This window comes from Micromonospora sp. NPDC047753 (assembly GCF_040642735.1).
GTDB lineage: Bacteria > Actinomycetota > Actinomycetes > Mycobacteriales > Micromonosporaceae > Micromonospora.
Genome location: NZ_JBEYSL010000781.1, coordinates 1 through 2,035, shown reverse-complemented (window position 1 = coordinate 2,035; position 2,035 = coordinate 1). Strand labels below are relative to the sequence as shown.

Here is a 2,035-nt window from a genome sequence, read left to right as displayed (position 1 = left end):
TCCGGCTCGACCTCGTCCAGCAGTTCCCGCAGGGGTACGCCGAGCCACAGGGCATTGCCGATCAGGTCCCCGCCCACCTCGTTGGACCTGGCGCCGTTCCTGCCCGGTGACCCGCTGGGCGCGCACGTCGACGCCACGCCGGCGATCTCGGCGGCGAAGTACGGGTCGGCGGGGATCCTGCCGATCCCGTGGGCGTACCTGCGGATGATGGGCGCCGAGGGGCTGACCCGGGCCACCGGTGTGGCGGTCCTCGCGGCGAACTACGTGGCGGCGCGGCTGCGGGGACACTTCCCGGTGCTGTACGCCGGCAACAAGGGCCTGGTGGCCCACGAGTGCATCCTCGACCTGCGGCCGTTGACGAAGGCGACCGGGGTGAGCGTCGACGACGTGGCGAAGCGGCTGATCGACTACGGCTTCCACGCGCCCACGATGTCGTTCCCGGTGGCGGGAACGCTGATGGTGGAGCCGACCGAGAGCGAGGACCTGGCCGAGCTGGACCGGTTCTGCGACGCGATGATCGCGATCCGCGCGGAGATCGAGCAGGTGGGTTCCGGGGCGTGGCCGGCGGGGGACAACCCCCTGGCAAACGCGCCGCACACCGCGGCGATGGTCAGCGGTGACGAGTGGTCGCACGCGTACCCGCGGTCGGTGGGCGCGTACCCGGCCGGGGTGGACCGGGCCGGGAAGTACTGGCCGCCGGTGCGGCGCATCGACGGCGCGTACGGCGACCGGAACCTGGTCTGCTCGTGCCCGTCGCCGGAGGCGTTCGAGGACTGACGACGCCGCAGCCGGTCGAGACTGACGACGGCGCGCCGGGGCGGGCGGTACGGCCTGCCCCGGCAGCCGCTGCGACCTGGGCGGGGACGTCCCTTACCGGGGGACTAGCCTGGGTCGACGGCGGCTAAACGGTGACGCTGAGTGGTCGGTCAGGCCACGAGGGCGTGGCGGGCGGGGCCACGGTGCGGTGCGATGCTGCTGCCGTCGGGAAGCAGCTCGCCGGTGTCCTCGAAGACGATGACACCGTTGCAGAGCAGGCTCCAGCCCTGCTCACGGAAGCAGGCGAGGACCCGCGCGGCTTCCCGGTCGGTGGCTTCAGCGGAGGGGCAGGTCGGTTGGTGCTGGCACATCGGGTTCTCCGGACTGTGGGGGCACTGTGTCATGGTTCACATGACCAGTGACGCACAGTACCAAGCGAAAGTGTCCAGCATCGAGCAGGTGCCCGCCTGGTGCACGGGAAATCCACTGAACGGATGAGGAAGGTTGGACCGTACGGCGTGGAAACGCTCCCAAAGGTGTGCGCCGCGAGCAGCGGCCCGGCTGCGACCGTCGATGTACCCGCCGCGCCGGCCGCGTGCCGGGGCGCGCTGACCGAACGCGCCCGCCTGCACTGGTCCCGCGGCGACGGCGGCGACCCCGCGGCCCTCGCCGAGGAGTTCCTCGCCGCGCACGGCCTACCCCTGCACGACCTGACCCGACCCGCCACCGGACAGCACGGCACCGGGGTCTGCGGCGCGGCGCTGTACCTGTCCGCCGCCGCCGGGGCGCTGCTGGCCGGCGCACCCACCGGGGCGCCCGAGCCCGCACCGGCCCTACCCGACCTCGTCGTCGTGGTCTACCAGCACGGCCCCACCCGGTTCACCCGGCCCGGACCACCGCCACCGTGGTGGCTCGGCGACTGGGCCGAGAGCTGGACCCCCGCCCAGCACGCCGACGCCGTCGACGCGGTCCGCGCCGCCATCGGCCGCGGCGACGTCTACCAGAGCAACCTCGTCGGCCACGCCGCCGCCCCCTACAGCGGCAACCCCCTGCCCGCCCTGAAGCGCCTCGGCGCGCTGCCCGGCGCCCGCTACGGCGGCGTCCTCACCGGCGACGGCTGGGCCATCGGCTGCGCCTCCCCGGAAACCCTCGTCGAGGTCACCGACGGGCAGGTGATCACCCGACCGATCAAGGGCACCCGCCCGGCCACCGCCATCGGCCGCGCCGAACTGCTCGCCAGCGCCAAGGAACGCGCCGAACACATCATGATCGTCGACCT

Annotated in this window: 2 protein-coding genes and 1 pseudogene; 2 read left to right on the top strand and 1 reads right to left on the bottom strand. The window is 73.3% G+C overall.

The features are described 5' to 3' along the window. Positions 1–777, top strand: a pseudogene (locus ABZ749_RS34470) (hypothetical protein); the annotation flags it as partial. Between the two features lie 149 nt (positions 778–926). Here ABZ749_RS34470 and ABZ749_RS34465 read toward each other — a convergent pair. Beyond that, positions 927–1,127, bottom strand: a complete 201-nt coding sequence (locus ABZ749_RS34465) for a DUF5999 family protein (protein ID WP_007460326.1) — start codon at positions 1,125–1,127, stop codon at positions 927–929. Between the two features lie 96 nt (positions 1,128–1,223). Here ABZ749_RS34465 and ABZ749_RS34460 point away from each other — a divergent pair. Further along, positions 1,224–2,035, top strand: an 812-nt coding sequence (locus ABZ749_RS34460; RefSeq protein ID WP_357235431.1) for a chorismate-binding protein, incomplete at its 3' end; no start/stop codon positions are given.